Annotated in this window: 21 protein-coding genes and 3 riboswitches; of the genes, 12 read left to right on the top strand and 9 right to left on the bottom strand. The window is 74.8% G+C overall.

The window, feature by feature from the left end; genetic code table 11:
• Positions 1 to 92: 92 nt before the first annotated feature.
• Both VFG42_RS14970 and VFG42_RS14965 read left to right on the top strand, forming a co-directional pair.
• Positions 93 to 1,256, top strand: coding sequence for an FAD-binding oxidoreductase (locus tag VFG42_RS14970; RefSeq protein ID WP_324909541.1), 1,164 nt, complete (start codon positions 93 to 95; stop codon positions 1,254 to 1,256).
• An 18-nt stretch (positions 1,257 to 1,274) separates the two neighbouring features.
• Entirely contained in the window at positions 1,275 to 1,853 is a 579-nt protein-coding gene (locus tag VFG42_RS14965) for an XRE family transcriptional regulator (protein WP_324909540.1), read from the top strand.
• 14 nt (positions 1,854 to 1,867) lie between these two features.
• Here the strand turns inward: VFG42_RS14965 and VFG42_RS14960 are convergent, their stop codons facing one another.
• Entirely contained in the window at positions 1,868 to 2,953 is a 1,086-nt protein-coding gene (locus tag VFG42_RS14960) for an enolase C-terminal domain-like protein (RefSeq protein ID WP_324909539.1), read from the bottom strand.
• Positions 2,954 to 3,095: 142 nt separating this feature from the next.
• Between VFG42_RS14960 and VFG42_RS14955 the strand changes: the two genes are divergently transcribed.
• Complete coding sequence (locus VFG42_RS14955) at positions 3,096 to 3,416, top strand: hypothetical protein (protein WP_324909538.1); 321 nt, start codon at positions 3,096 to 3,098, stop codon at positions 3,414 to 3,416.
• Between the two features lie 9 nt (positions 3,417 to 3,425).
• Here the strand turns inward: VFG42_RS14955 and VFG42_RS14950 are convergent, their stop codons facing one another.
• From VFG42_RS14950 to VFG42_RS14935, 4 genes are all read right to left on the bottom strand, one after another.
• Positions 3,426 to 4,754: an NAD-dependent malic enzyme gene (locus VFG42_RS14950; protein ID WP_324909537.1), complete on the bottom strand. Its 1,329-nt coding sequence runs from the start codon at positions 4,752 to 4,754 to the stop codon at positions 3,426 to 3,428.
• A 61-nt stretch (positions 4,755 to 4,815) separates the two neighbouring features.
• Positions 4,816 to 6,573 carry an ABC transporter ATP-binding protein gene (locus tag VFG42_RS14945; protein WP_324909536.1) on the bottom strand — a complete coding sequence of 586 codons (1,758 nt, stop codon included), beginning with the start codon at positions 6,571 to 6,573 and terminating at the stop codon, positions 4,816 to 4,818.
• A complete protein-coding gene (locus VFG42_RS14940; RefSeq protein WP_324909535.1) occupies positions 6,570 to 8,216 on the bottom strand; it encodes an ABC transporter ATP-binding protein in 1,647 nt (548 codons plus the stop codon). Before VFG42_RS14940 ends, VFG42_RS14945 begins: the two co-directional genes overlap by 4 nt.
• Positions 8,213 to 9,205: an ABC transporter substrate-binding protein gene (locus tag VFG42_RS14935; RefSeq protein ID WP_324909534.1), complete on the bottom strand. Its 993-nt coding sequence runs from the start codon at positions 9,203 to 9,205 to the stop codon at positions 8,213 to 8,215. Before VFG42_RS14935 ends, VFG42_RS14940 begins: the two co-directional genes overlap by 4 nt.
• 48 nt (positions 9,206 to 9,253) lie before the next feature.
• On the opposite strand from VFG42_RS14935, the gene VFG42_RS14930 reads away from it, so the two are divergent.
• The 3 genes from VFG42_RS14930 to VFG42_RS14920 are packed head-to-tail and all read left to right on the top strand — an operon-like array spanning position 9,254 to position 12,899.
• The gene (locus VFG42_RS14930) at positions 9,254 to 10,258 is read left to right on the top strand and encodes an ABC transporter substrate-binding protein (RefSeq protein WP_324909533.1); all 1,005 of its coding nucleotides are present in this window, start codon (positions 9,254 to 9,256) and stop codon (positions 10,256 to 10,258) included.
• Between the two features lie 49 nt (positions 10,259 to 10,307).
• Positions 10,308 to 11,741, top strand: coding sequence for a pyridoxal phosphate-dependent decarboxylase family protein (locus VFG42_RS14925; protein ID WP_324909532.1), 1,434 nt, complete (start codon positions 10,308 to 10,310; stop codon positions 11,739 to 11,741).
• 33 nt (positions 11,742 to 11,774) lie between these two features.
• Complete coding sequence (locus VFG42_RS14920) at positions 11,775 to 12,899, top strand: GTP-binding protein (RefSeq protein WP_324909531.1); 1,125 nt, start codon at positions 11,775 to 11,777, stop codon at positions 12,897 to 12,899.
• A 21-nt stretch (positions 12,900 to 12,920) separates the two neighbouring features.
• Here VFG42_RS14920 and VFG42_RS14915 read toward each other — a convergent pair whose 3' ends face one another.
• Positions 12,921 to 14,210 (bottom strand): YibE/F family protein, encoded by a 1,290-nt coding sequence (locus VFG42_RS14915; RefSeq protein WP_324909530.1) that lies wholly within the window; start codon positions 14,208 to 14,210, stop codon positions 12,921 to 12,923.
• Between the two features lie 56 nt (positions 14,211 to 14,266).
• Here VFG42_RS14915 and VFG42_RS14910 point away from each other — a divergent pair, with 56 nt between their 5' ends.
• Positions 14,267 to 14,884: an FMN-binding negative transcriptional regulator gene (locus tag VFG42_RS14910; RefSeq protein WP_324909529.1), complete on the top strand. Its 618-nt coding sequence runs from the start codon at positions 14,267 to 14,269 to the stop codon at positions 14,882 to 14,884.
• Positions 14,885 to 14,892: 8 nt separating this feature from the next.
• On the top strand, positions 14,893 to 15,663 hold the full coding sequence (locus tag VFG42_RS14905) for a class I SAM-dependent methyltransferase (protein ID WP_324909528.1): 771 nt from the start codon (positions 14,893 to 14,895) through the stop codon (positions 15,661 to 15,663).
• Here the strand turns inward: VFG42_RS14905 and VFG42_RS14900 are convergent.
• On the bottom strand, positions 15,660 to 16,241 hold the full coding sequence (locus VFG42_RS14900) for a pyridoxal 5'-phosphate synthase (protein ID WP_324909527.1): 582 nt from the start codon (positions 16,239 to 16,241) through the stop codon (positions 15,660 to 15,662). The two genes, VFG42_RS14905 and VFG42_RS14900, sit on opposite strands and share 4 nt — an antisense overlap.
• 18 nt (positions 16,242 to 16,259) lie before the next feature.
• A riboswitch (cobalamin riboswitch) is annotated at positions 16,260 to 16,375 on the top strand.
• Positions 16,376 to 16,414: 39 nt separating this feature from the next.
• Between VFG42_RS14900 and VFG42_RS14895 the strand changes: the two genes are divergently transcribed.
• The 3 genes from VFG42_RS14895 (at position 16,415) to VFG42_RS14885 (ending at position 19,114) form a co-directional block, all read left to right on the top strand.
• Positions 16,415 to 16,639, top strand: a complete 225-nt coding sequence (locus VFG42_RS14895) for a CbtB domain-containing protein (RefSeq protein ID WP_324909526.1) — start codon at positions 16,415 to 16,417, stop codon at positions 16,637 to 16,639.
• Positions 16,640 to 16,657: 18 nt separating this feature from the next.
• Complete coding sequence (locus VFG42_RS14890; RefSeq protein ID WP_324909525.1) at positions 16,658 to 17,410, top strand: CbtA family protein; 753 nt, start codon at positions 16,658 to 16,660, stop codon at positions 17,408 to 17,410.
• 297 nt (positions 17,411 to 17,707) lie between these two features.
• Entirely contained in the window at positions 17,708 to 19,114 is a 1,407-nt protein-coding gene (locus VFG42_RS14885) for a prenyltransferase/squalene oxidase repeat-containing protein (protein ID WP_324909524.1), read from the top strand.
• Between the two features lie 59 nt (positions 19,115 to 19,173).
• Here VFG42_RS14885 and VFG42_RS14880 read toward each other — a convergent pair whose 3' ends face one another.
• Complete coding sequence (locus tag VFG42_RS14880; RefSeq protein ID WP_324909523.1) at positions 19,174 to 19,809, bottom strand: HAD family acid phosphatase; 636 nt, start codon at positions 19,807 to 19,809, stop codon at positions 19,174 to 19,176.
• 351 nt (positions 19,810 to 20,160) lie between these two features.
• Between VFG42_RS14880 and VFG42_RS14875 the strand changes: the two genes are divergently transcribed.
• Positions 20,161 to 21,564, top strand: a complete 1,404-nt coding sequence (locus tag VFG42_RS14875; RefSeq protein ID WP_324909522.1) for a hypothetical protein — start codon at positions 20,161 to 20,163, stop codon at positions 21,562 to 21,564.
• Positions 21,565 to 21,621: 57 nt separating this feature from the next.
• Here the strand turns inward: VFG42_RS14875 and VFG42_RS14870 are convergent, their stop codons facing one another.
• Positions 21,622 to 23,223 (bottom strand): hypothetical protein, encoded by a 1,602-nt coding sequence (locus VFG42_RS14870; RefSeq protein ID WP_324909521.1) that lies wholly within the window; start codon positions 23,221 to 23,223, stop codon positions 21,622 to 21,624.
• 108 nt (positions 23,224 to 23,331) lie between these two features.
• Positions 23,332 to 23,459, bottom strand: a riboswitch (cobalamin riboswitch).
• Between the two features lie 17 nt (positions 23,460 to 23,476).
• A riboswitch (cobalamin riboswitch) is annotated at positions 23,477 to 23,680 on the top strand.
• The last annotated feature ends 15 nt before the right edge of the window (positions 23,681 to 23,695 follow it).

Here is a 23,695-nt window from a genome sequence, read left to right as displayed (position 1 = left end):
TCCAACTCCTCCACGCGCCGGACGCGCCAAATCAATGTTCAGGGTGGGCTCTCAGGGAGCCGCCGCGCATTCTATTCAATATGCTGGCCGGAATGTCCAGTTCTTTGAATGAGTCGCTCGGGAAGAGCGTCGACGTCGCGATCGTCGGCGCGGGGATCACGGGTCTGTCGGCGGCGTGGCATCTGTCCCAGCGCGGGCTCACGGTAGCCGCCTTCGACGGGACGGGCATCGGTTCCGGCGCGACGGCGGTCCAGCCGGGCGGCGTGCGTCAGCAGTGGGGCACCGAGGTCGCGTGCCGGATGGCGCGCGAGGCCTACGCCTTCTACAACGAGATCGGCGAGCGCCTCGCGCCCGCCGTCGACCCGCGGCTGACGGCCTGCGGCTACCTGTTCGTGGCGCGCGGCGAGGCCGAGCTGGCCGCCCAGCGCGAGCGCCTGGAGCTGCAGCACAAGCTGGGCATCCCGTCGCGCGAGGTCACGCCGGAGGAGGCGGGCGAGCTGGTCGAGGGGCTGGACACCAGCGAGGTCGTCGGCGGCGTCTGGTGCGACCAGGACGGCTACTTCGACCGGCCGCTGGCCGTCGTCGGCGCGTTCGCCGACGCGGCCGCACGCGACGGCGCGACGTTCGTCGGCCGCCGCGTCGAGCGGATCGCGCGCGACGGCGAGGGCTGGCGGCTGGAGCTGGCCGGCGGCGAGGTCGCCCGCGCCGGCGCGGTCGTGGTCGCCGCCGCGTGGGACACGCCGAAGCTGCTGGGCCCGCTGGGCGTCGAGCTGCCGATCGAGCGCGAGCCCAAGTACCTGTTCTACTCCGACCCGATCCGCGAGCGGCTGCTGGAGCCACTGGTCGTCGTGCCCGAGCTGCACTTCGCCGCCAAGCAGCTCGCCGACGGCTCGGTCCTGGCCAGCGACCTCGGCGGCGGCAGCCGTCCGGACGAGGGCAAGGAGGACTGGCACCGCAACGTGCGCCGCGCGATCACCGCGACGCTGCCGATCCTCGAGTACGTGTCGTTCCCCGTGCTCGTCGAGGGCTTCTACGACGTGACGCCCGACCGCCAGCCGGTGCTCGGCGCGATCGACGGCCACGACGGCCTGTTCGTCGCCGCCGGCCTCAACGGCCGCGGGCTGATGATGGCGCCCGCGATCGGCCGCGTGATCGCCGACGGCGTGGCCACCGGCGAGGTCGAGGACTGGATGTCGGCCCTCTCCCCCTCGCGCTTCGCCGACGGGACGCTCACGCCCGAGCTGCAGGTCGTCTGACCGTTATGGTGCGCCCCGATGTCTTCGGCCGCTGACTCGCCCAGCCAACAAGCCTTCCTCGGCGCCCAGCTGCGGGCGCTGAGGGGCGCTCGTCGGCTGTCGCTGGGCGAGGTGGCCAAGGAGACCGGGATCTCCGCGTCGTTCCTGTCGCTGGTCGAGAACGGCCGCAGCGACATCACGATCGGCCGCCTGACGCGGCTGGTCGACTACTACGGCATCTCGATCATCGACCTGCTGCCGTCGGCCGAGCACGCCGACCCCGACGTCGTCCGCGCCGGCGAGACGCGCCTGCTGCGGTCGCCGGAGGAGGGCACGACGATGTACCTGCTGGCCTCCGGGACCAACCGCACCATGTTGCCGATGCTGCTGGAGCTGGAGCCCGGGTCGAGCATGGCCGAGCGCGGCCACCACGCGGGCGAGGAGTTCGTCCACGTGCTCGACGGCACGCTGCTGCTGGAGGTCGACACGACCGAGCCGCAGACGCTGAACGCCGGCGACTCGGCCTACTACCGCGCCGACCGCCCGCACCTGTTCCGCAACGCGAGCGCCGAGGCGCCGCTGCGGCTCATCTGCGTGGACTCGCCGCCGCCGCTGTAGCCCGGCGCACGACACTAGAGCGCCAGCGGCTCGACGTCGGCGGCCTTCAGCGTCAGGCCGTTGCCGACGCGCGACAGGTCGGGCGCCAGCGCGCCGTCGCGCGGGTCCGGGACGCCGTCGAAGAGCATCGACTCGATCCGGACGTGGTCGTGGAAGTACTCGAGGTGCAGCGCGGTCTCCGCGGCGCACATCGCGTGCAGGCTCAGCGCGGGCGCGCAGTGCGCCGACAGCGGGACCTCGCGCGCGCGGCAGAGGCCGTCGACGTGGCGGAAGCTCGTGAAGCCGCCGCAGCGCGTGACGTCGGCCTGGAGCGCGTCGACCGCGTCGTGGTCGAGCATCCGCTGGAGGTCGAAGGCGTCCCACGCGTACTCGCCGGCGGCGATCATCACGCCGGGCGGGCCCTGGCGGCGGACCTCGGCCAGCCCGCGCAGGTCGTCGCTGGAGACCGGCTCCTCCAGCCAGTCGACGCCCTGGCCGGCGAAGCGGTGCGCCCAGGCGATCGCCTCCTTCGCCTGGTAGGCGCCGTTGGCGTCGACCATCAGCCGGACGTGCGGCCCGATCGCCTCGCGGGCCAGCGCGACGCGCGCCGCGTCGGCGTGCGGGTCGCGCCCGACCTTCAGCTTCACGCGCCCGACGTCCTGCCGCGCCCAGCCGCCGAGCTGCTCCTGGAGCCGGTCGGCGTCGTAGTTGCAGAAGCCGCCCGAGCCGTAGATCGCGGCCTCGTCGTGGACCTGGCCCAGGAGCGTGACGAGCGGCACGCCGATCAGCCGCGCGGCGAGGTCCCAGAGCGCGGTGTCGACCGCCGAGACCGCCATCGCGCCGACGCCCTCGCGGCCGGCGTTGCGGATCGCGACGTTCATCCGCGACCACGTCTGCGCGGGCTTGAGCGCGTCGGCGTCGCCGACGATCGGCGCCAGCTCGTCGAGCACGAAGCGCCCGACCGCGGCCGGGCCGTAGGTGTAGCCGAGGCCCGTCCGGCCGCCCTCGTGGGCGAGGACGATCACGCAGGTCGTCGAGGACCACTCCAGCGTCCCGTCGCTCTCGCGGCCGCCGGGGCCGTCGGTGGGGATCTCGTAGACGCGGACCTCGAGCCGGGCCATGTCCCCGTGGTAACCCGAACGCGCCAGGCGAGTTGCGTGGATGTCCGTCCGGGCGCGGGCGCCCCACCCGGTGTCATCCGCATGACACCCGGCGATGCTCTGGCCCGCCGGTGGGTTAGAGGACCTAGCTCCGTCCCACCCGATGTCGTCCCGCCGTCTCTCTGCCGACGCCCGGCGCTTCCTCGCCGAGCACGTCGGCTCCGTCCTGCAACTCGAGCTCGTGCTGCTGCTCGCGCGCGATCCCGCGCGCGCGTGGACGGCCGCCGACGCGGCGAGCGAGCTGCGCGCGCCCGCGGAGTGGATCGGCGGGCGGCTCGCGGAGCTGGCGACGCTCGGCGTGGCCGCGACGCAGACCGACGCCTACACCTTCGTCGCCGACGGGCCCTGGGCGCCGGCGATCGACGAGGTCGCCACGCAGTTCGCGCGGCGGCGCACGTCGATCATCGAGGCGATCTTCGGCTGAGCCGAAGGCTCAGAGCAGCGCGGAGATCGGCGCGGCGTCGGCCGCGCCGGAGTCGACCGCGGCCTGGCGGACGGCCTGGGCGACCGACTCGTGCACCTCGCGGTCCAGGACGTCGGGCACCAGCTCGGACTCGACGGTCAGCCCGGCCAGCGCCCACGCGGCCGCGCGCTTCATCTCCAGGTTGATCCGCGTGGCGCCGGCCTGCAGCGCGCCGGCGAAGATGCCGGGGTAGCCGAGGACGTTGTTGACCGACGTGCCGTCGGCGGCGAACGCCGCGCCCGCGGCCAGCGCGGCGTCGGGCTCGATCTCGGGCACGGGGTTGGTCAGCGCGAGGATGACCTGGCCGGGACGGATCGTGTCGGGGGCGATGAGGCCGGGGCGACCGGAGGTCGCGACGACGACGTCGGCCTGCGCCATCACGTCCGCGAGCGTCCCGATCTCGATGCCGGCGGCGAGCGCCTGCTCCTGGGCGATCGGGTTGGGGTCGGTGGCGATCACGCGCTTGACGCCCGCGTCGTGGATCAGCGAGGCGATGCCGAAGCCGGCGGCGCCGAGGCCGATCTGGCCGACGACGGCCTCGTCGAGGCGCATGTCGACCTGGCGGCAGGCGGCGATCGCCGCGGCGAACGTGACGACCGCGGTGCCGTGGACGTCGTCGTGCATCACCGGCTGGGGCAGCGCGTCGATCAGCCGGCGCTCGATCTCGAAGCAGCCGGGCGCGGCGATGTCCTCCAGGTGGATGCCGCCGAAGCCGGGCGCGATCCGCACGACGGTCTCGACGAACTCGTCGACGTCCTTGGTGTCGATCAGGATCGGGACCGCGCTGATCCCGACGAGCTGGGCGTAGAACAAGGCCTTGCCCTCCATCACCGGCAGGCTGGCCACCGGGCCGATGTCGCCGAGGCCGAGCACGCGCGTGCCGTTGGTGCAGATCGCGACGCTGCGGCCCAGCGACGTGAAGCGCCCGGCGAGCTGCGGGAACTCGGCGATCGCCTCGCACACGCGGGCCACGCCCGGCGTGTAGACGTCGCGCACGTCCTGGTTGGTCTCGATCGGGCGCCGCGCGACGACCTCCAGCTTGCCGCCGTCGTGGGCGATGAACGCCCGGTCGTGGAACCACGCGACGGTCACGCCCTCCAGGTCGTTCAGCCCCGCGGCGAGCCGGTCGGCGTGGTCCTTGTCGACCACCTCGACCGTGATCTCCCGCAACGCCTCGTGCTTGGCGACCGAGATCGTCTTGACGTCCCCGATCAACCCACCGTGCTCGGCGATCCGGCCCGCGACCTTCGCCAGCTGGCCGGCCACGTGCGGGATCCGCAGCCGGTACGTGCAATCCATGGCCATGGCCTAACAACGTAGGTGATCGGCGCGCGCGCCGGCGGACGGCGCGTCGCCGCGGTCAGCGCCTGAGCTCGTCGCGCGGCGCGCTCCACGCCGACCACAGCGCGGCGTAGCGCCCGTCGGCGGCCAGCAGCGCGTCGTGGTCGCCGACCTCCACGACGCGCCCGGCGTCCAGGACGACGATGCGGTCGGCGGTGCGCGCCTGCGTGAGGCGGTGCGCGACGACCAGCGCGGTGCGCCCGTCCAGCACGGCCCGCGCCGCGCGCTCCAGGACGCGGGCGCCGGCGCTGCCGGCCTCGGCGGTCGCCTCGTCGAGCACGACGACCGGCGCGCCGCGCAGCACCAGCCGCGCGAGCGCGAGCTGCTGGGCCTGCAGCGCGGTCAGCGCGTGGCCGCCGTCGCCGACGACGGTCTCCAGCCCGTCGGGCAGCGCGGAGGCCCAGCCGTCGGCGCCGACGAGCGCCAGCGCGTCGTGAAGCTCCTGCTCGGTGGCCTCGGGCGCGGCCAGCCGCAGGTCGGCGGCCAGCGGGCCGGCGAAGACGTGGACCTCCTGGGTGACCAAGGCCATGTCCTTGCCCCGGCGCGCCGCGGCGACCGGCACGCCGCCGAGGACGACGTCGCCGCGCGTCGGGGTCAGCGAGCCGGCGACGATCCGCGCCAGCGTCGTCTTGCCCGCACCGCTCTCCCCCACCACCGCCACGCGCTCGCCCGGCGCGACGTCGAGCGCCACGTCGGCCAGCACCGCGCGGCCCGGGACGTGCTCGTGGCCGACGCCGGCGATGACCACCGAGCCGTCGCCGCGGCCGTCGGCGCGCGGCGCCGCGGGCGCGGGCAGCCGCGCCACGCCGGCCAGCCGCGTCAGCGCGGTGGCCGCCTGCTGGACCTGGTCGACCAACAGCAACAACTCGGCCACCGGGTCGAAGGCGCGGTGGAAGTACAGGGCCGCCGCGGTCGCCGCGCCGACCGTCACGTCGCCGGAGCGCACGAGCAGGAAGCCGACGACCAGCACCGCCGACAGGCCCACCAGCTCGGCGCCGTTGACCGCCGTCCAGAGCCGGTAGGCCTGCCGCCGCGACGCCTCCAGCGCCAGGTCGGCGACCGCGCGCGACGCCGCGTCGACCTCGGCCATCCGCGGCTCGCGCAGCCCGAGCGCGCGGACCGTCCGCGCCGCGCCGAGCGCGCCGACCAGCCGCTGGGTCCGCTCGCCCTCGGCGACGCGCACGCGCGCGTAGAGCGGCACGACGCGCCGCAGGTACCCGTGGACGCCGACGGCCTCCAGCGGCAGCGCCGCGCACGCCGCCAGCGCCAAGCGCCAGTCCAGGGCGGCCAGGCCGACGACCGTCAAGACCACCAACAACCCCGCGCGGATGAGCGACGGCAGGACGTCGCGGATGCCGCCCGACACGGTCTCGACGTCGTTGCCGACGCGGCTGACGAGGTCGCCGACGCCCGCGGCCTCGACGCGCGCCTCGGGCAGCGCCAGCGCGCGGTCCACGACGCGCTCGCGCAGCCGCGCCAGCACGGTCTCGCCCGCCACCGCGGTCTGCCGCGCGCCGACGGCGGTCAGCAGCGCCTGCGCGATCGCGGCGGCGACCAGGCCGAGCACCGGGGCGGTCACCGCGCCGGCGCCCGTGCCGTCCACGACGACGTCGACGAGGACGCCGAGCAGCGCCGGCACCGCCAGCCCGGCGATCGTCGCGCCCAGCAGGGCCAGCACGCCGACGAGCGCCGGGCGGCGCACGTCGCCCAGCAGCGCCCGCAGCAGCGCGAAGGCCTCGCGTCCCGACGCGACCGGCAGCAGCGCGCGGCCGCTCATCCCAGCACCGCCTCGCGGTAGCGCGGGTCGGCCAGCAGCTCGGCGTGGGTCCCGCGCGCCAGGACCGCCCCGCCGTCGCCGACGAGCACGACCGCGTCGCAGCGCGCCAGCAGCGCCGGGCTGCTGCAGACCATCACCGTGGTCCGGCCCTCGCGCACGCGCGCCAGGCCCTCGCCGATCCGCGCCTCGGTCGCCGCGTCGACCGCCGTCGTCGGGTCGTGCAGGACCAACACGATGGGGTCGATCGCCAGCGCGCGGGCCAGCGCGAGCCGCTGGCGCTGGCCGCCCGACAGCCGCCGCCCGCGCTCGCCGACGTCGCTGTCCGCGCCGTCGGCCAGCGCGTCGAGCACCTGGTCGGCGCCGGCGGCGGCCAGCACGGCGTCCGACGCCGCGCCGAGGTTGTCGGCCACCGAGCCCTCGAACAGCTCGGCGTCGTGGTCGGCGACCAGCAGCGGCCGGTCGGCGTCGTCGAGCACCAGGTCGCCCAGCGCGACGCCGTCCAGCGCGACCGTCGCACCCGCCGGCACCGGCGCGCGGCGCGCCAGGATGTCCAACAACGCGCCCGCCGCGGCCGGCGCGGCGACGACGCCGACGTGCGCGCCGGGCGCGACGTCCAACGCGATCGGCCCGCTCACGCGCAGCGCGCCCGCGCCGCGCGCGGTCGCCGCGCCCCCGGCGACCGCCGGCGCCGCCGCGAGCACCGCGTCGACCCGCGCCGCCGACGCGCGCGCCCGCGCGAGCATCCCGTTGGCGTAGGCCAACCGCTCCAGCGGCCCGACCAGGAACTGCGCCATCCCGACCGCGGCCACGAGCTGCCCGATCGAGATGTGCCCGTCGACCGCCAGGCGCGCGCCGACGAACGCGACCAGCGCGAGGAACAGGCCGCCGACGAGCTCGTTGACGGCCTCCAGGTTGCCCTCCGCGCGCGCCGCGCCGACCGTCGCGTCCAGCGACGCCGCGCTCACCCGCCGGTAGCGTCGCGCCGCCGCCCGCTCCATCCCCAGGCCGCGCAGGCCGCGCAGCCCGCGCACGAGGTCGGTGGCCAGGTGCGCGGCCTCGGCGCCGCGCGCCTGCTCGGCCGCGCTGCGGCGCTGCAGCGGGATCGCGGCGCGGTGCAGCAGCCAGGCGACCGGCGGCGCGCCGAGCAGGATCACCAGCCCGAGCACGACCGAGACGCCGGCCAGCAGGACGACGGCGGCGACGACCAGCGCCGAGATCGCGCCGGCGAGGATCGCGATCGCCGGGATCGCCTGCGCGGCGCGCAGCGCGTCGGTGCCGGCGACGTTCGTCAGCGCGCCGCCGCCGGTGCCCACGCCCTCCACCGCCGCCAGCCCTTCGGGCGCCAGCACGCGCGCCGACAGCGCCAGGCGCAGGTCGTGCTCGGCCCGCAGCGTGGCGCGGCGCCCGACGACGTACTGGGTGCGGTAGGCGCCGTTCAACACGATGAACAACGCGGCCAGCAGCCCGAGCCACAGCAGCAGGGCGCCGTCGTCGGACGGCGCGATCGCCTGGTCGACCGCCGCGCCGACGACCGCCGGCACGAGGATCTCGCAGGCCTGGTGGACGATGCCCCCGAGCGCCGAGATCGCGGTCGCGCGCCGGTGCGCGCGCAGCGTCCGGGGCAGCGCCAGGGCCTCCGTCACGCGATCCGCGTCAGACCGCGATCGAGGTCGTCCAGCGCGGCCGTCGCGGTCCCGTAGCTGACCAGCAGGAAGTTGACGCTGCCGATCAACCGCTTGGCCTTGACGGCCTCCAGCAGCTTGAAGCCCTTCTGCGCGAACAGCTTCGGCCCCAGGTTGGCGGGCGTGCCGTCGTTGTTGGTGTAGTAGAAGACCACGTCGGCGTCGGCGAGGCGGTCGAGGTTCTCATAGGAGACGGTCTGCTGCTCGGAGGCCGCCGCCGACGCCCGGGCCAGCGCCATGCCGGTCATCCCGAGCACGTCGCCGATGTTGGACTTCGCGCCGTAGGTCCAGAACTGGCCGTTGTCGAAGCCGCCCTGCAGCAGGTCGAAGCGCCACCGTGCCAGCGCGTCGGCGTGGTCGGCCTTCACCTTGGCCGCGCGCTGGACGAGCTTGGCGTCGAGCGCGCGCAGGTCCTCGGTGCGGCCCAGCGCCTCGGCCGTGCCCTTGGCCATCGGGCGCCAGGCGCCGTTGGACGCGGTGAACGGCAGCAGGACCGTCGGCGCGATCTTGCTCAGCTGCCCGTAGGGCGCCTTCTGGGCGTCGATGCCGATGATGAGGTCGGGCTTCAGCGCGAGGATCTTCTCGACGCTCAGCTCGCCGGCGACCTTCTCGTCGTTGATCACCGGCAGCCCGCGCCAGCGGTCCAGGTAGGTCGGCGGCACGTACTGCTCACCCGCCGAGTAGATGCCGATCGGGTCCAGGCCGAGGTCGAGCATCGTGTACAAGGCATAGTCGTTGATCGCCACCACGCGCGACGGCCGCGCGGGCACCTCGACGCGCCCCTTGGGCGTGGCGACCGTGCGCGTGGCGTCGGCGGCCGCCGCCTTGGTGTCGTCGTCGGCGCCGCCACACGCGGCCAGGCCGAGGCTGAGCCCCGCGGCGGCCGCGCCGCCGAGGAAGCGGCGGCGGGTGAGTTCGGCGACGACGGGCGGCAACGTGGCGGCAGACATGGTTAGGGCACCCTACAACGAGACGCGCCTCGGTGTTAGGTTCCCCTAATGCATTCGGCCTCCGCCCGTCCCGCCACCCGCCGGCGCTTCCTCGGCACCACGTTCGCCGCCGGGCTCGGCCTCGGTCTCGCGGCGTGCGGGAGCGATGACGACAACAAGAACGCCGGCGCCGCCGACCCCGACGCGCCGTGGACGTTCGTCGACGACCGCCACAAGCGCGTGCGCCTGGACCGGCGTCCGACGCGCGTCGTCTGCCTCACCGACACGACCACGGCCGCGCTGTGGGCGGCGGGCCTGCGCCCGGTCGGCGGCGCCGACAACGGCACGGGCATCACGACGGCCGCGCACGTCGACTTCGCCCGCGCGCGCAAGATCTCCGACAAGGACGGCGAGATCGACCCCGAGGCCCTGGCCGCGCTGCGGCCCGACCTGCTGATCGACGCCGTCCAGGCCGACGGGAAGCTGCAGGCGATCAGCACGACCCCGAAGCTCGCGGACCTGGCGCCCGCGGTCGGCCTCGACGTCTACCGGCCGGTCGAGCAGATCGTCGCCACCGCCGACCACCTCACCACCGCGCTGGGCGCCGAGCTCGCCGACGGCGCGGCCAAGGCCCGCTACGCCGCCGCGGCCGACGCGCTGCGCCGCGCGACGCGGGGCAACCCCGAGCTGCGCGTCGGCTTCGTGTTCGGCATGGGCGCCGACGGCGTCGGCGTCATGAACCCGCGCACGTGGGCGGTCCTCAAGACGGTGGCGGCGCTCGGCGTCAACCTCGTGCGCGTCCCGTCCGGCGCGGACAACCTCTACAGCCGGCGGATCAGCTGGGAGCGCGTCGGCGACATCCCGGCCGACCTGCTCGTCTGGGCCGTCCCGGACCCGCTGCCGACGCAGAGGATCTGGAAGGCCGCGCCCGCCGTGGCCGCCGGCCAGGTCTGGAAGCCCGCGCTGCCGTCCTGGTACGCCTACACCTACGACAACTTCGCGCTGCTGCTCTCCGGGCTGGCCGAGCACGTCGCCACGGCCAGGCCGGGCGTGGGGCCGGGCGCCGGGGCCTAGCGGACGCGCCGCACCGGGTGGGCCGGGCGCTTCGACTAGCGTCAGGCCCATGTCCGACGCCTCCCCGACCCCGCTGGGCCTGGCCGGCGCCGACGCGATCGCGCTCGGCCGGCTGACCCAGGAGCTCGCGACCGCGTGGGACGGCTTCCGGCGCCCGCGCGCCGAGGAGCCGGTCCCCGACGAGACGCTGCGGGCGCTGCTGGCCGAGCCGCTGCCCGAGGAGGGCACGCCGCTGCCGCGCGCGATCGACGCCACCATGTCGGTCCTCGACCGCAGCCTCGCGCAGTCGCGCCCGCGCTACTTCGGGTTCGTCGGCGGGTCGGGCCTGGAGTCCGCCGTGCTGGCCGACGCGCTGTCGGAGTCGTTCGACATCAACCTGGCCTCGTGGTCGGCGGCGGCGACCGACCTGGAGCCACAGGCGATCGGCTGGCTGGCGACGTTCCTCGGCTACCCGGCCGCCGACGGGCACTTCACCAGCGGCGGCACGATCTCCAACGTCACCGCGCTGGCCGCCGCGCGCCGGCGCGTCGTGCCCGACGTGCGCGTCGAGGGCCTGGGCGGCCGCCGGCTGGCGCTGTACTGCTCGGCCGAGGCGCACGCGTCGATCGTGCGCGCCGCCGAGCTGCTCGGGCTCGGCAGCGGGGCCGTGCGCGCGCTGCCGCTGCGCGCCGACCGCGGCGTCGACCCCGACGCCGTGGCCGCCGCGATCGCGGCCGACCGCGCCGAGGGCGTCGTGCCGCTGGCGGTCGTGGCCACCGCGGGGACGACGCTGACCGGCGCGATCGACCCGCTCGACGCGCTGGCCGACCTCTGCGCGCGCGAGGGCGTCTGGCTCCACGTCGACGGCGCCTACGGGGCGCCCGCCGCCGCGGTCGCCTCGGTGCGCGAGCGCTTCCGCGGGATGGAGCGCGCGGACTCGCTGACCGTCGACCCGCACAAGTGGCTGTACCTGCCCAAGGCCTGCGGCGCCGTGCTGGTCCGCGACCCGGACATCCTCGAGCAGACCTTCGGCCACGCCAAGTCCTACATGCCCGACGAGGACGAGCTGCCCAACGCGGTCGACCGCACGCTGGAGTACTCCCGCCCGTTCCGCGCGCTGAAGCTGTGGCTGGCCTTCCGCGTCCACGGCGCCGAGCGCTTCCGGACCGCGATCGAGCGCAACCTGCTGCACGCGCGCCTGTTGTACGACCTGGTCCAGTCGCACCCGCGCCTGCGCGCGATGACCGGCCCGCCGGCGCTCTCGGTCCTCCCCTTCCAGCACGTCCCCGAGGACCCCGACGTCGACCTCGACGCCCACAACGCGCGCCTCGCCCGCCGCCTCCAGCGCGACGGCCACGTCTGGGTCGCCTCCGCCGTGGTCGACGGCGCGGTCGCGATCCGGCCGTGCTTCGTGAACTTCCGGACGACCGACGCCGACGTCCAGGCGCTGGTCGACGAGGTCTGCCGGGTCGGGGCGGAGCTGGCCGAGACCCCGCTCAAATAAGACTCGATCTCATCTTTGTGACGGTGCCGGGCCATGCCCGAAGACCCCCGTCTGCCCGTCACCGTCCTCTCCGGCTTCCTCGGCGCCGGCAAGACCACCATGTTGAACCACGTGCTCGCCAACCAGGACGGCCTGCGCGTCGCGGTGATCGTCAACGACATGAGCGAGGTCAACGTCGACGCCCGGCTCGTGCGCGAGGGCCCGGGCGCCGCCGCGCTGACGCGCGTGGACGCCCAGCTGGTCGAGCTGTCCAACGGCTGCATCTGCTGCACGCTGCGCGAGGACCTGCTGGTCGAGGTCGCCCGGCTGGCGGCGGCCGGGCGCTTCGACTACCTGCTGATCGAGTCCACCGGGATCTCCGAGCCGCTGCCGGTCGCCGAGACCTTCACCTTCGCGGGCGACGACGGCCGCAGCCTCGGCGACGTCGCGCGGCTGGACACGATGGTCACCGTGGTCGACGCGGGCGCGTTCCTGGACGACCTCGGCTCGGTCGACGCGATCGCGCGGCGCGGGGAGGCGCTCGGACCCGACGACGAGCGCAGCGTGGTCGACCTGCTCGTCGACCAGGTCGAGTTCGCCGACGTCATCGTCATCAACAAGCTCGACCGCGTCGACGCCGACCGCCGCGGCCACGTCGAGGCCGTCGTGCGCTCGCTGAACCCCGCCGCCCGGATCGTCGGCGCGCGGCACGGCCGCGTGCCGCTGGACGAGGTGCTCGGCACCGGCCGCTTCGACTTTCACCGCGCCGCCGAGGCGCCCGGCTGGCTCGCCGTGCTGCGCGGCGAGGAGACGCCGGAGACCGACGAGTACGGGATCTCCAGCTTCGCCTACCGCGCCCGCCGCCCGTTTCACCCGGAGCGGCTGTGGGCCGCCGTCAACGGCGCCTGGCCCGGCGTCATCCGCGCCAAGGGCTTCTTCTGGCTGGCCACCCGCCCCACGCTGGCGGGCAGCTGGTCGACCGCGGGCGGCGTGCTCAGCATCGGGCCCGCCGGGTTCTGGGTGACGGAGGAGGACCGCGGTCAGGAGCTGGTCTTCATCGGCATCGACCTCGACGAGCCCGCGCTGCGCGCGACCCTCGACGCCTGCCTGCTCACCGACGCCGAGCTGACCGACGACGGGGCCGGCCTCGCCGACCCGTGGCCCGCCTGGGAGGCCTGAGCCGCCGCGGCGGCCGTCCGCTCAGTGCCCGTGGCTGTGGCCGTGCCCGTGGCCGTCGGGCACCGAGGCCGCCGGGATGCGCGCCACGAGCGCGGCGGCCAGCCCGGTGGTCAGCGGGACGGCGGCGATCAGCGCGACGCAGCCGACGGCGGTGGCCGCGATCGGCTCGGCGATCGACTGGGCGTTGAGCGCGTCGGAGAGCGGCAGGCGCGACTGGCGCATGATCAACAACAACGGCAGCGCCGCGCCGGTGTAGGCCAACACCAAGGTGTGGATCGTCGCCGAGAGGTGGTCGCGGCCGACGACGAACGCCTCGCGGTACAGGCGCGCGACGCCGAGCGTCGGGTTGGCGCGGCGCAGCGCCATGACCGCGCTGGCCTGCGTGACCGCGGTGTCGGCCAGCACGCCGAGCGCGCCGACGAGCATCGCGGCCAGGACCACGCCGGTCAGCGAGACCGTGCCGTTCTGGGCGCCGAGCGCGAGCGTGACGTCGTCGGTCTTGCCGTCCAGGTGCGCGAGCGTCACCGCCGCCTCGGCCAGCCCGCAGGCCAGCGCGAGCGTCACCGAGATCCCCAGCGCGGCGGCCAGCGTCTGGGCGCCGAGGCCGTTGGTCAGCACCAAGGTCACGAACATGACGGCCAGCGACGCGACCAGGGCCACCAACAACGCCGGGCGGCCGTCGAGGATCGCGGGAACCAGGAAGGCCAACACGATGAACAGCGACAGCGCGACGCCGCCGAGCGCCAGCAGCCCGCGCCAGCGCAGCAGCGCCAACGCCAGCAGGACGAGCACGGCGCCGATCCACAGCAGGCCGCCGTGGCGGTCGACGTCGACGAAGGAGTACGTGCCCGCGACCTTGCTGACGCGCACGCTCTCCCCCGCCCGCACCGCGGCGGCGGCGGTGACCGGGCCGAGCGGGATCGTGGTCGTGCGGCCCTCGGTGCGGACCGTCAGCGTCCGGCAGTCCTGCGGCACCGGCGAGGACGGGCAGCGCCCGTCGACGACCCGCTCGACGTGCGCGGGCAGCGTCGCGCCGACGCCCTCGCCGTGCGGATGCCAGCCGTAGGGCCACAGCGCCAGCAGGCCGATCAGCGTCAGCGCCGCGACCGTCCCGACCGCGCCGACCAGGACGCGCCCGCCGCGCGTGGCCGCCAGCGCGCGCAGCTCGCGCCCGACCGGGATCGGGCGGCGACGACGCCGGGCGCGGCGCGGGCCGCGCCGCCGCTGTCGCGCGTCCCGGCGCTCGCGCCGCTCGCGGGCGCGGCGGTCGTACTCGGCCAGCAGCTCGTCGTAGGCGTCGTCGGTGGCCATGCTGCGGGGTTCGCCCCGCGCTTCCCCGGCCCTGCGTGCGCGGCGATACTGGCGCGATGCGCCACAACCCCCATCACTCGGTCACCGACCCCGCCGTCGTCCGCCGGCTGATCGACGAGCACCCGTGGGCGACGCTGGTCAGCGAGCACGACGGCGAGCTGGTGGCGTCGCACCTGCCCGTGCTGCTCGACGACCGCGACGAGGACGTGCTGGCCGTCGTCACCCACCTCGGCCGGCCCGACGACGAGCTGCACGGCCTCGGGACCCGGGAGGCGCTGCTGATCGTCGCCGGCCCGCACGGCTACGTGTCGCCGAGCTGGTACGGCCCGCTCGGCGTGCGCGCGCCGACGTGGAACTTCAGCGTCGCGCACTGCTACGGCGTGCCCGAGATCCTCGGCGCCGAGGAGAACCTGCGCGTGCTCACGCGCCTGGCCGCGCGCTTCGAGCGCCAGGTGGACGACCCGGTCCACCTCGACCCCGAGGTCGGCGAGCGGCTGGCGCCCGGGACCGTCGGCCTGCGGATCCCGATCGCCCGCTTCCTCTGCAAGGTCAAGATGAGCCAGGACAAGGACCCGCAGAGCCGACAGCAGGTCCTCGCCGCGCTGCGCCGCCCCGGCCCGTACGAGAACCCGGCGCTGGCGGACGCCATGGAGCGCGCGCTGCGTGTGCTTTGATCGACGGCATGGGCGACGCGCGCGAGGCACCGGCCGGAGACTTCGACTACGAGGCCAACGGCGGCGGCTACGCGCTGCGCCGGCAGCCCGACCCGCGGATCGCGGCGCTCGTGCACGAGGCGCTGGGCGACGCGCGGACGGTGCTGAACGTCGGCGCGGGCGCGGGCAGCTACGAGCCGCCCGACCGCCACGTCGTCGCGGTCGAGCCGTCGGCGGCGATGCGGGCGCAGCGGCCCCGGCACCTCGCGCCGGCGCTCGACGGCGCCGCCGAGCGCCTGCCGTTCGACGACGACAGCTTCGACGCCGCGATGGCGATGATCACCGTCCACCAGTGGAGCGACCTGGAGGCCGGGCTGCGCGAGCTGCGCCGCGTGAGCCGCGGGCCGGTCGTCCTGCTGACCTTCGACGGCGACGCGCTGCCGGCGTTCTGGATGAACGACTACTTCCCCGAGGTCGTCGCCACCGAGCGCGGGCGCTTCCCGGCGATCGACCACCTCGTCGACGTCCTCGGCGGCGCGGCCGAGGTGCTCGCCGTCCCGGTCCCCCGCGACTGCACCGACGGCTTCGGCGAGGCCTACTACGCCCGCCCCGAGGCATTCCTCCAGGACGACGTCCGCGCGGCGCAGTCGGGCTTCGTGCTGACCGACCCCGACGCGGTCGCCCGCGGCGCCGCGCGGCTGGCCGACGACCTGGCCTCCGGCCGCTGGGACGAGCGCCACGGCCACCTGCGCGACCAGCCCGAGCGCGTCGGCGCCGTGCGGCTGATCGTCGCGCGCTAAGGCGCCAGCAGCCGCTCGGTCCAGCCGCCCGCGTCGCCCTCGCGGACGAACAGCCGCCGCTCGTGCAGGCGATCCGGCGCCTCCTCCCACAGCTCCACCGCGCTGGGCACCAGCTCCAGCACGCCCCAGTCCGGCGGGCAGGTCGGCGGCGTCTCGGCGACGCGCGTGAGATGGGCGAGGCGGTCCCGCAACGGCTCCAGGTCCTCGATCGGCTCGCCCTGGCGCGAGACGACCGCCTGCCAGCGGTGCAGCTCCTCGCGCTCGTCGAACAGCTCCTCGGCCAGCGCGCGCGGCCCGACCCGCGCGGTCGCGGTCACGTGGACCTGGCGCCCCAGCGACGGCCAGTGGAACAGCAGCGCGACGTGCGGGTTGGCGGCGACGTCGCGCGCCTTGCGCGTCCACAGCGCCGAGGTGAAGACCAAGGACTCGCTGTCGACGCGCTTGAGCGTGACCGTCCGCGCCGACGGCCGGCCCTCCGCGTCGGCGGTGACGAACGCGACCGAGGCCGGATGCGCGACGCCCGCCTCCCGCGCGGCGGCGATCCACGCCTCCAGTTCCCGCAGCGGATGCGCCGGCATCCGCGGAGCGTACCGGTAACATCTGTCGCCGCGTGGGGTGCGAGGAAGCCGGTTGAAGTCCGGCGCGGTCGCGCCACTGTGACCGGTCCTTCGGGTCCGGAAGCCAGACACTCGACCCCGCCGGACCTTTCGTATCCACGGGACGCACGATCCCGAGAAGGAGCCACCACCACATGTCTGACGTCGCTCTCGAGCGTCGCCCCGGCGCGGAGACCGCGCCGGTCCCGATCGCCTCGGCACGCGATCTCCTGCCGTTCGTCCTGTTCGGCGGGCTGATCCTCATGATCATCATCTACTTCGTGGGCGCCGAGGAGGGCGCGACGTCGGTCATCGCCGGCATGGACGTCCACGAGTGGGTCCACGACGCCCGGCACCTGCTGGGCTTCCCCTGCCACTAGGCGACCGAGACCATCGACATGGTTCGCTCCCTGCTCATCCGCGGGATGCTGGTCGGCGCCGTCGCCGGCGTCCTGGCGTTCGCGTTCGCCCTGATCTTCGGCGAGCCGCAGGTCGGTCACGCGATCGACTTCGAGGACTACCTGGCCAAGATGCACCACGACCCGGCCGAGGCCGAGATCGTCAGCCGCGGCGTCCAGCGCACCTGGGGCCTGCTGACCGGCACGCTGGCGATGGGGGTCGCGCTCGGCGGCCTGTTCTCGCTGGCCTACGCCTGGGCCTACGGGCGCATCGGCAACGGCAAGCTCGGCCCGCGGGCGACGTCCGCGCTGCTCGCGCTGGCCGCCTACCTGACGATCGTGATCGTCCCGTTCACCAAGTACCCGGCCAACCCGCCGACGGTCGGCAACCCCGACACGATCGGGCGCCGCACGGTCCTCTACTTCCTGATGATCGTGATCTCGCTGGCGGCCGCGATCGCCGCCGGGCGCATCCGCCGGCAGCTGCTGCCGGCGCTGGGCGCGTGGAACGCGGCGATCGTCGCGTTCGTGGCCTTCGTCGTCGTCATCGCCGTCGCGCAGCTGATCCTGCCCGTCGTCCACGAGACGCCGCAGGGCTTCCCGGCCGACGTGCTGTACCGGTTCCGCCTGGCGTCGCTGGGCATCAACGCCACCATCTGGCTGGTGCTCGGCCTCGGCTTCGGCGCGGCCGCCGAGCGCCTGCTGAGCCCGGCGGCGCGCCGGGCCCCGGCCGCCGCCCCCGCCGCCTCCTGACCACGGGGCGACGCGCGGCACCTATCGCGTGAGATCTCCGAATGTTGTGGGATCTCGATGAATCAGGTAGGTTGCCGTGCGTCGCCGCGCAGGGGAATCCGGTGGAGTCCGGAGCTGACGCGCAACGGTAGGGACGGCACCGCCCGTCCGAGCCCGAACGCCTTCGCGACGACGCAGATCAGACGACCCCGTCTCGCGAATCGGACGGCGGCCGCCACCCGAGGCACGGGTCGCCGAGCGCAAGGCGAGATCGTGGCGACGGAGCGTCCGGCGTCCTTCCCACAAGGAGCCTCACACATGTCTCGCACCCACCGGTCGCGGCTGCTGGCCGTGCCCACGGCGATGGCCGCGCTCGCCGCCGCCCTCGCCCCCTCGGCCCAGGCGACGACGTCGCCGCCCGCCCTGGCCACCTCGGTCGCCAACGCGGTGACCTACGTCAAGGGCCTGCAGGACGCCAACGGCCACTTCGTGACCACCGGCCTCTCCAACGAGTGGGCGTTCAGCGGCCTGGCCGCCGCCGGCACCGCCGCGGCCGACGTGCTGCCCGCCGCGCCGAACAACACCAGCGCCTACAACGCGCGGCTGGTCTACCGCGGCGACCTGTCGGCCGCCGGCTGGCCCGGCGCGTCGCCGGTCGCCACCGACTACGAGCGCGCGACGCTCAACGCCTACAGCGCCGGGATCGACCCCGCGCGCGTGTCGCCGGGCCGCAACCTGATCGCCGACATCGCCGCCGCCTGGCAGACCGCGTCGCCGGGGTACTGGGGCAGCCCGAGCCTGTTCAACGGCACGGTCTTCGGCCTGCTCGCGCTGAGCGCCGCCAAGACCCCGTCCGGCGCCCAGCGCGTGCCGCAGGCGTTGTTGAACACGTCGATCCAGACCGTCCGCAACAACCAGCACACCGACGGCGGCTGGAACTACCCCAAGGCCGAGGGCGTCCCGGCGCAGCTGGCGGCCGTCAGCGACATCGACATGACCGGCGCCGCGATGGCGTCGCTGTGCCAGGCGGGCGTGCCGAGCACCGACAGCGCGATCGTCGCCGCCAAGAGCTTCCTCAAGGGCAAGCTCGTCGCGACGACCGGCGCGTTCAACTCGTCCTTCGGCGCCAACACCGACTCCAACGGCTGGGCCGTCTCGGGCCTCAACGCCTGCGGCATCCCGAGCCAGGGCACGGACTTCACGACGTCCTCGGGCGCGACGCCGATCGACTTCCTGGTCGGCCAGCAGGTCAGCGGCGGCGGGTTCCGCTACACGACGGGCACGACGCCCAACGCCTACGCCTCGCTCGACGCGCTGCGCGCGCTGGCCGGCGGCGCGTTCTCGGCCACGCCCCCGACGCCGTCGACCCCGGGCGAGCCCCGGTTCGTGGGCAGCACCGCGTTCGCCTCCGGCACGACGAGCAAGCTCGCGCTGGTGGTCGACGACGGGTCCGGCACGCTGAAGGTCTGCGCGGTGCCGGTCTCGCCCACGACGTCGACGACGACGCTGGGCACGGTCCTGACGGCGGCCACGACGAGCGCGACGCCCAGCGGCTGCGTCTCCGGCTTCTCGCCCGCCAGCGGGACCATCACCACCGTCAACGGCGTCGCCAACGCCGGGACCTCGAGCTGGAAGGTCAGCGTCGACGGCGCCACCGCCGCCGCGGCGGCGACCACGACGACGATCGGCGTCGGCGACACGATCGCGCTGACGTACGGGTCCTAGCCGCCTCGGCGGATCCGCTGCCGACCCGCGCGCCCACCGACGGTGGGCGCGCGGCGGCGTCAGGTGATCGTGTAGATCGGGTTGGGCAGGAGCTGGGTCTTGCGCGCCGCGCCGCCGGCCAGGTCGGACTTCTGGTCGCCGATGTTGAGGACGATCGTGGCGCCCGCCTTGACCAGCCGCTTGCGCTGCTCCGACTTGTAGGGGACGACCGAGTCCCGCGTGTCGCTCGCCGGCCGGCAGGTCAACGTGAAGGCCTTGAGGCCCTGGGCGCGGAGGTTCTGGCGGCGCAGGTCGCACGCGGCCTCCGGGGCGCCGGAGATGAAGGCGATCCGCACCTTGCGCGCCTGGGCGTGCTTGATGAACGTCTTGGCGGCGCCGAACGCGACCGACTCGCTCTTGACCACGCAGGTGGCCAGGCCGATGAGGTCGAAGTCGACGGCGTTCAGGCACCCGTAGTTCGACATCGTGGTCTCGTCGACGTCGAGCACGACGGTCGGCTTCTTGGGGTGCTTCTTGAGCTGCGCGTCCAACGTCCTGGTGGCCTTGGCGTAGCCGGCGGCGATCGCGCGCTGATAGGCGGCGTGGCCGTCGCGCAGCTGCTGCGGCGTGGACGCGGTGCGGGTGGTGGCGGCCTGCGCGGCGGCGGGCACGAGGGCGAGGATGAGCACGACGGCGAGCGCCGACAGTCGGGACATGGCTCGCAGGCTAAGCGATCCGCCCGCCCCGCGACCGGCCCGCGGTCGGGCCGTGCCGAACCGGCTCGTCCTGCCGCTCCGTCACGCGCCCGCCGTTGGTGGGCGCGCGGCGGCGCGCTACGGTGCCGCCGTCGCCGCGCAGGGGGAATCCGGTGGAGTCCGGAGCTGACGCGCAACGGTGGGGACGGCAGCGCCCGTCCAAGCCCGAACACCTTCGTGGCGACGCAGCACGACGGACCCTGTTCTCGCGTATCCGGACGGCGGCCGCCAACGTTGCCGCGGGTCGCTGAGCGCAAGGCGAGACGTCGCACCGATGGGACGGCGCCCTCCACGACAAGGAGCCCCATCACGATGTCTCGCACCGATTGGGCGCGGCGGTTCGCCGCGCCCTGCCTCGCCGCGGCCGCCTTCGCGTCCGCGCTCGCCCCGGCCGCGCAGGCCCACACCTCCGAGCCGGCGCTGACTCACTCGGTCGCCACTGCGATCACCTACGTCAAGAGCCTGCAGGACGACGCCGGCAACTACGTGTCGACCGGCCTGTCCAACGAGTGGGCGTTCAGCGGCCTGGCCGCCGCCCACGTCGCCGCCGCCGACATCTGGGCCACTGGCGACGCCAACAGGAACGCCCGGCGCACGTATCGCCTGGCGCTCGCGGACCCGACGTGGCCCAGCGCCTCGCCGGTGGCCACCGACTACGAGCGGGCGACGCTCAACAGCTACTCGGCCGGCATCGACCCGGCGCGCGTCTCGCCCACTCGCAACCTGATCGCCAACGTCGTCTCGACCTGGTCGACGTCCAACCCGGGCTACTACGGCAGCCCGAGCCTCTTCAACGGCGCGGTCTTCGGGCTGCTGGCGCTGTCGGGGGCGACTACGTCCTCGGGCGCCCGGCGCGTGCCGCAGGCGCTGCTGGACAAGACGATCGCGGTCGTCAAGGCCAACCAGCACTTCAACGGCGGCTGGGACTTCTCCAAGGCCGAGGGCAACCACGCCAACCTGACTGCGGCCGGCGACATCGACATGACGGGCGCGGCGCTGGCGTCGCTGTGCCAGGCGGGCGTCGCGAACACCGACGCGGCCGTCGTCGCGGGCAAGAACTACCTCAAGGCCACTTACAACACTACGACCGGCGCCTTCAACTACCCGTTCGGCGCCAACACGGACTCCAACGGCTGGGCCCAGTCGGGCCTCAACGCCTGCGGCTTCGACGCCCAGGGCTCGGACTTCACTGGGCCGTCCGGCGCGACGCCGGTGGACTTCCTGGTGGGCCAGCAGGTCTCCGGCGGCGGCTTCCGCTACGGGACGACGGGCACGACGCCCAACGCCTACGCCTCGCTCGACGCGTTCCGCGCGCTGGCGGGCGGCGCGTTCTCGGCGACCCCGCCGGCGCCGAGCGTCACTACGAGCGAGCCGCGGTTCGTCGGCGACACGACGTTTGTCGCCGGCACTCAGAGCAAGCTGGCGCTGGTCGTCGACGACGGCTCGGGCACGCTGAAGGTCTGCTCGGTCGCCCTCTCGGCGACCGGGACCACGACGCTCGGCGCGGTGTTGACCGCGGCCACGACGAGCGCGACGCCGAGCGGCTGCGTCTCGGGCTTCTCGCCCACGAGCGGGACGATCACCACCATCAACGGCGTGTCCAACGCGGGCGCGTCGACGTGGAAGTCGAGCCTCGACGGCAGCTCGCCGATCGGCGCCGACGCGGGCACGACGGTCCACCTCGGCGACACGGTCTCGCTGAAGTACGGGACCTGATCACCGAACGCGGCGCGGCGCGCCGGGCCTGGTGGCCCGGCGCGCCCCCGCGGTGGCTCAGCCGATGCGCACGCGCACGGCGACCGCCTTGCCGTGGCTGCGGTAGCGCAGCGTGTAGGCGCCGGCCGGGACCTTGCGCGTCGCGCGCAGCCCGGCGACCGTGCCCTTGGCGTACACCTTGCCGAGCCGGGTCAGCGTCGCCTTGGTGGTCTTGGTCGTCGAGGACACCAACTTGCAGGTGACCTTCGGCGCGCCCTTGGCCTTCTTGACCGTGCAGACCGCGTCGCGGCCGTTCTTGCCGGCCTTGCCCTGAGCGCCCTGCGGGCCCGCGGCGCCCTGCGGGCCGGCGACGCCCTGCGGACCGGTCGCGCCGGTCGCGCCCGTGGCGCCGGTCGCCCCGGGCGCGCCCGCGTCGCCCGTGTCGCCCTTGTCGCCCGCGGGGCCGGGCGTGCCGGCCGGCGACGTGCCGCCCGTGCCGGTCAGCGGCACGTCGAGCGTCGCGTTGGCGGCGTCGGAGGCGATCCGCAGCGTCGCCGAGCGCGGGCCGGCCACCGACGGCGCGAAGCGCACGCGCACCGTGCAGCTCGGCGTCGTGGCGCCGGTGCCGCTGTCGACCTTCGTGCCGGTGCAGCCGTCCGAGGACACCAGGAAGTCGTCGGCGTCGGGGCCGACGAGCTTGGCGGAGGTGATCGTCGCGGTGCCCTGCGCCGGCGTGACCACGACCGCGCCCGGGGCGCCGATCGTCTCACGGGCCTGGGTGCCGAGGCCGACGGGGGGCGCCGACAGCGTGGCCGGGCACGGCGACCCGGCGGCGCCGGCGTAGACGCAGACGCGCTGGGGCAGCGCACGCGGCTGGTTGCTCTCGGGGTCGGCCGGGGCGTGCGCGCGAATCGCGTGCCAGCCGCCGGTGGAGAACGACAGCGTCGCGTTGCCCGACGCGTCGGCGGTCACGGGAGCGCCGACGTCCGGCGTCACGACGTAGCCGTCGCCGGGCTGCTGCGTGCCGCCCGCGAAGGCGTAACCCACGGCCTTGACGGTGAACGGCGTGGCGGGCGCCACCGTCGTCGGCACGTTCTGCAGCGCGACCAGCGGGGCCGTGAGGTTGAAGGGGTAGCTGTTGGTCTCGCTGTAGAGCGTCGCCGCCTGGAGGGTCAGCGTGGCGCCGTCGGCCAGCGGCTGGCAGAGCAGGCCGGCGCTCAGGATCGTGGTGCCGTCGGAGACCGCGGTGTGGTCGAACCACAGCTGCCAGGCCACGCTGTTGGTGCTGTCGGTCGTCCGCACGTCGTGCGTCACGCCGTCGAAGGTCAGCGTCGCCGGCCAGGTGTAGTAGCTGACGTCCCAGTCGGGGTCGGCCTGCTCCAGCGCGGCGGCGGCCGAGTTGGCGGGCGCGTAGCCGTAGGCCAGGCCCCGCTGGGTGCAGTCGACGTCGCCGGGGACGGCGACCGGCGCGTCGTCGGCCGTCCCGAGCGCGATGGTCTGGAGGGGCTGCGCCGCGCTGACGAACGGCGACGCCAGCGTGCTCGAGAGATCCTCGACGCGGACCTGCACCTTGGGCCCGGCGGCCGCCGAGGCGGTCGCGGCGGGCAGGACGGCGGCGGTGAGCGCGGCCGCGAGCGGCAGCGCGCGCAGAACCCGGCGCGTGCCGGAAGTGGATTTCATGATGGGGTTGCTCCTGTCTCGACAGGGCGACCACCAAGACGGTCCACGGGACGCGGCTCGCCGGCGGCCGTCCAGTTCGCGAAGACGGTTGACATGGCTGCGCCGGCCGGGTCTTCGGGCTCGGGATCGTCCTCAGGAGCTTCCTTCCCGGGCCGAGAGCCGGCTCAGTGGACCTGCACGCTCCGTCGTCACCCACACCGCTGCGCGTCAGCCCCGGATTCCCACCGGAGTTCCCCGCGTCCTTTGCGCGCGGCAATGTAGCATTCCCGCCGCAACAGCCAACCACCTGATCGCGGAACGGGGAAGTCGGTGCGAATCCGACGCGGGCCCGCCACTGTCAGCGAGGGACGTTCACCGCACGCCGCGCGAGCGCGGCAGCCACTGGGTCACGGCGACCTGGGAAGGCGCGGACCGAACGCTCGCAAGCCAGGAGACCCGACCGCGATCGAGACGTCGCTCGCCCTCGTGGAGC

It is taken from the genome of Baekduia sp. (assembly GCF_035685985.1).
GTDB lineage: Bacteria > Actinomycetota > Thermoleophilia > Solirubrobacterales > Solirubrobacteraceae > Baekduia.
The sequence above is the reverse complement of the archived record's forward strand: the minus strand, read 5'-3'. Positions and strand labels throughout refer to the sequence as shown.

Bases quoted from the DNA above. Each gene is read 5' to 3' on its own strand.
- VFG42_RS14935 (WP_324909534.1), bottom strand. From the start codon at position 9,205: ATGTCTGCCGCCACGTTGCCGCCCGTCGTCGCCGAACTCACCCGCCGC.
- VFG42_RS14925 (WP_324909532.1), top strand. From the start codon at position 10,308: ATGTCCGACGCCTCCCCGACCCCGCTGGGCCTGGCCGGCGCCGACGCG.
- VFG42_RS14910 (WP_324909529.1), top strand. From the start codon at position 14,267: ATGCGCCACAACCCCCATCACTCGGTCACCGACCCCGCCGTCGTCCGC.
- VFG42_RS14965 (WP_324909540.1), top strand. From the start codon at position 1,275: ATGTCTTCGGCCGCTGACTCGCCCAGCCAACAAGCCTTCCTCGGCGCC.
- VFG42_RS14905 (WP_324909528.1), top strand. From the start codon at position 14,893: ATGGGCGACGCGCGCGAGGCACCGGCCGGAGACTTCGACTACGAGGCC.
- VFG42_RS14950 (WP_324909537.1), bottom strand. From the start codon at position 4,754: ATGGATTGCACGTACCGGCTGCGGATCCCGCACGTGGCCGGCCAGCTG.
- VFG42_RS14895 (WP_324909526.1), top strand. From the start codon at position 16,415: ATGTCTGACGTCGCTCTCGAGCGTCGCCCCGGCGCGGAGACCGCGCCG.
- VFG42_RS14945 (WP_324909536.1), bottom strand. From the start codon at position 6,573: ATGAGCGGCCGCGCGCTGCTGCCGGTCGCGTCGGGACGCGAGGCCTTC.
- VFG42_RS14885 (WP_324909524.1), top strand. From the start codon at position 17,708: ATGTCTCGCACCCACCGGTCGCGGCTGCTGGCCGTGCCCACGGCGATG.
- VFG42_RS14890 (WP_324909525.1), top strand. From the start codon at position 16,658: ATGGTTCGCTCCCTGCTCATCCGCGGGATGCTGGTCGGCGCCGTCGCC.
- VFG42_RS14915 (WP_324909530.1), bottom strand. From the start codon at position 14,210: ATGGCCACCGACGACGCCTACGACGAGCTGCTGGCCGAGTACGACCGC.
- VFG42_RS14930 (WP_324909533.1), top strand. From the start codon at position 9,254: ATGCATTCGGCCTCCGCCCGTCCCGCCACCCGCCGGCGCTTCCTCGGC.
- VFG42_RS14920 (WP_324909531.1), top strand. From the start codon at position 11,775: ATGCCCGAAGACCCCCGTCTGCCCGTCACCGTCCTCTCCGGCTTCCTC.
- VFG42_RS14955 (WP_324909538.1), top strand. From the start codon at position 3,096: ATGTCGTCCCGCCGTCTCTCTGCCGACGCCCGGCGCTTCCTCGCCGAG.
- VFG42_RS14875 (WP_324909522.1), top strand. From the start codon at position 20,161: ATGTCTCGCACCGATTGGGCGCGGCGGTTCGCCGCGCCCTGCCTCGCC.
- VFG42_RS14880 (WP_324909523.1), bottom strand. From the start codon at position 19,809: ATGTCCCGACTGTCGGCGCTCGCCGTCGTGCTCATCCTCGCCCTCGTG.
- VFG42_RS14960 (WP_324909539.1), bottom strand. From the start codon at position 2,953: ATGGCCCGGCTCGAGGTCCGCGTCTACGAGATCCCCACCGACGGCCCC.
- VFG42_RS14970 (WP_324909541.1), top strand. From the start codon at position 93: ATGTCCAGTTCTTTGAATGAGTCGCTCGGGAAGAGCGTCGACGTCGCG.
- VFG42_RS14900 (WP_324909527.1), bottom strand. From the start codon at position 16,241: ATGCCGGCGCATCCGCTGCGGGAACTGGAGGCGTGGATCGCCGCCGCG.
- VFG42_RS14870 (WP_324909521.1), bottom strand. From the start codon at position 23,223: ATGAAATCCACTTCCGGCACGCGCCGGGTTCTGCGCGCGCTGCCGCTC.